At 64.2% G+C, this 3,243-nt stretch carries 3 protein-coding genes; all 3 read left to right on the forward strand.

Annotated features, from left to right (window positions below; all coding sequences use genetic code 11):
* Positions 1–128: 128 nt before the first annotated feature.
* Positions 129–1,136, forward strand: a complete 1,008-nt coding sequence (locus KAZ48_11525; GenBank protein ID MBP7973420.1) for an NAD(P)-dependent oxidoreductase — start codon at positions 129–131, stop codon at positions 1,134–1,136.
* Between the two features lie 107 nt (positions 1,137–1,243).
* A complete protein-coding gene (locus tag KAZ48_11530; protein MBP7973421.1) occupies positions 1,244–1,570 on the forward strand; it encodes a hypothetical protein in 327 nt (108 codons plus the stop codon).
* Between the two features lie 337 nt (positions 1,571–1,907).
* Positions 1,908–3,243: MFS transporter (locus KAZ48_11535; GenBank protein MBP7973422.1), on the forward strand; the 1,336-nt coding region annotated here is incomplete at its 3' end.

A 3,243-nucleotide genomic window follows, 5' to 3' on the forward strand; every position in this document is an offset into this window, starting at 1 on the left:
AGGCCCCGATCGTCCGGGCGCGGCTGCGGTAGTTCGTCTGCGGGCATGTCCCTATCTGACAACACCTCCCTGCGGGTTGCACCAGTAGGGAGTCGATCGGTTCCCTGACCGGACTGCGGTAGCTTTCCATGATGCCAACGACCGGAACCACAAACCAGCATCGTCCAGCACCAAAGGTCCCAGCCAGGGTCTTCATCACGGGCGCGAATGGGTTCATCGGAAAGGCGCTCGCGGCGCGTCTGCGCGAGTTGGGTGCGCAGGTCACTGGCGTCGATCTAGTACCCGACCTGGACAACGGAATCGTTGCCGGTAGCACCACCGACCCGGGCACATGGGAGTCGGCGCTCAGGGGTTGCGACGTGGTGATCCACACGGCGGCGATCGTCTCGAATGTCGCCCGGTTGGACGATGCGTGGGACGTCAACGTGATGGGCACCCAGCGGACGTTGCGGGCCGCCGCTGCGGCCGGCGTGAAGCGCTTTGTGCACCTCAGTTCAATCGCCGCCTACGGGTTTGACTACCCCGGTCAGACGGATGAGGCCTACCCGATCCGGGTCAATGGTCACACTTACACCGATACCAAAGTCAATGGTGAGGCGGTCGTGCTGGCGGCTCACGCTGCCGGTGAGATCGATTGCACGATCATCCGCCCAGGGGACGTCTACGGCCCAGGCTCAGTGTGGATCATCGAGCCCATCAAGATCGCCAAAGCCCACCAGATGATCCTGCCCTGTCGCGGCAAAGGCATCTTCACGCCGATCTACATCGACAACTTTGTCGATGGGATGGTGCTGGCGATCGCCTCCGACAATGCCGCCGGAGAGATCTTCATCCTCAGCGACGGAACGGGCGTCACGACCGCCGAGTTTTTCGGGTACATCGCGAGGATGGCCGGCGGGCGACTGATCAAGATGCCGAGTGCCGTTGCTGTTCGATTGGCCAGCACCGTCGGTGCGGCACAACGGCGGATCGGTCGCAAGAGCGAACTGAACGACGCGTCAATGCAGATGCTCTCCCGACATGGTTCGTTCTCGATCGCCAAGGCGCGCACGGTGCTCGGCTTTGAGCCGCTCGTCGATCTCGGCGAGGGGATGGCCCGCTCAGAAGCCTGGGCCCGATCGCAGGGCCTGATCTGACCGGCGGGCACGCCCAACCGGCGTGAGTTAGCGCTACGTCGGCACTCCGGGCAGTGGAGATGCTCACCCATACGTAGCGCGCACAGCCGAGGTAGAGGTGTCACCTGATGACGACCACCGAGCAGCAAGCGGTCAGCTCGAAGCCAGCAATGATCCTGATGTACCTGACGTACGCGTTCGGGGCGGCGGGATGTTTCGTCGGCTTTCTCACGGTGGCGAAGACTCCCGCGAGCCTGACCCTCGCGGCACTGCTCGCCGTCGGTGGTGCCGGTGGTCTGTCGTTCCTGCGGCACTCGATCTACTACCGCTACGACGCGGTTCGGATGGGCTGGGACAGCGGAGGTCGCAACAACTTCCAGGTCGAGGTTGGGTTGGCGAATCTCGCTTGGGCGCTGCTGACCATCATCGGCGTGCCCAGGATGAACGCGGCCTGACAACCCACGCCGCGCGACTGCGGGACCCCACCACCCGCCACCGCGCGACTGCGCGACCCCACCACCGCGCGACTGCGCGACCCCACCACCGCGCGACTGCGCGACCCCACCACCCACCACCGCGCGACTGCGGGACCCCACCACCCACCACTTTGCTACCGCAACACGCGGCGCGGGCGCGCGTAGCGCCCGTGCGCCGGGGTGTTGCGGTAGCAAAGTCGAAACAGGGGTGCACCGGCGTGAGCAGGGTTACATGGCAGATAGTTGAAAGCGGGCGTAAGCTCGCGACGGGTTTTGCAGCGAGCAGCGCGCGGAACTCTCGTAGCGAGGGAACACCATGGCGGATTCACGAGCAGAGGCGCGCGACAAACGATCAAAGGCCGAATGGACCACCAGCGGCGAAGGTCATCCACGGCGCTGGGCCATCCTCGCGGTGCTGGTCACCAGCCTGCTGGTGGTTGTGCTCGACAACACCATCCTCAACATTGCGCTGCCGACAATCCAGCGGGACCTGAACGCCAGCCAGAGCCAATTGGTCTGGGCCGTCGACGCGTACATCCTGGTGTTTGCGGCCTTGCTGTTCACCTGGGGCGTGCTCGGCGACCGCTACGGCCGCAAGCGCATTCTGATCATCGGTTTGAGCGTGTTCGGGCTGGCGTCCGCCGCGTGTGCGTTCGCGCCCAGCGCCGGCGCTCTGATCGGCTTCCGCGGACTGATGGGCATTGGCGGTGCGGCAGTTCTGCCCGTCACGCTGGCGGTCATCACCGTGGTGTTCCCACCGCACGAACGCGGCCGGGCAATCGGCATGTGGGCTGGTGCGGTCGGCGCCGCCGTTGCGCTGGGCCCGGTCCTCGGTGGGCTGCTGCTTCAGCACCCGGGGTGGACCAGTTGGCTGACCGGTAACGACTGGGGCGCAGTCTTCCTCGTCAATGTGCCGATCGTGATCATCGGTCTCATTGGAATCATCCGGATTGTCCCCGAGACCAAGAACCCCAAGCCGCAACCGCTGGATATCCCCGGTTTGGTGATGTCATTTGTCGGGCTGGTGCTGCTGGTTTACGGCATCATCCACGCGTCGGAAACGAGCTCGTTCCTGGTCGCCTCGGTGCTCATTCCGATGGGGTTGGGCATCTTGATCATCGTCGCCTTCCTCTGGATCGAAGCGCGGAGCACGCACCGCAGTTTCGATGTCTCCCTGTTTAAGAATCGTGGCTATGCAGTCAGCTTGACCGCGGTCAGTCTGGCGTTCTTCGCGTTGTCCGGCATCACCTTCACGCTGCCCTTCTACCTGCAGGTGCTGCGCGGCTACAGCACGCTGACCGCTGGGCTGTGCTTCTTGCCGTTCGCAGTGGGGCAGATCATTTCCGCGCCTCGATCGGCTGCCTTGGTCAATCGCTTTGGTTACAAAGTGGTGATGGGATCGGGTCTATTCGTCGTCGGCTTCGCGCTCCTCGGCCTGACCCAGCTACAGCTCGACACCCACCTGTGGCTCATCCTGGTGATCTTCTTCTTCTTCGGGTTGGGAATGGGATCGGTCATCGCGCCGGCTTCGACCGTGATGCAGAACGTGCTGCCACTGGCCCGGGCCGGTGCGGGCTCGGCAGTGCAGAACACCGTCCGCCAGGTCTTCGGCGCGCTCGGAGTCGCGGTCATCTCAACGATCCTCGGTACGC

The organism is Candidatus Nanopelagicales bacterium (assembly GCA_018003655.1).
In the GTDB taxonomy this organism is placed as follows: domain Bacteria; phylum Actinomycetota; class Actinomycetes; order S36-B12; family UBA10799; genus JAGNDY01.

Excerpts from the sequence above, each read along its gene's own strand:
- KAZ48_11525 (MBP7973420.1), top strand. The coding sequence starts at position 129 with ATGATGCCAACGACCGGAACCACAAACCAGCATCGTCCAGCACCAAAG.
- KAZ48_11530 (MBP7973421.1), top strand. The coding sequence starts at position 1,244 with ATGACGACCACCGAGCAGCAAGCGGTCAGCTCGAAGCCAGCAATGATC.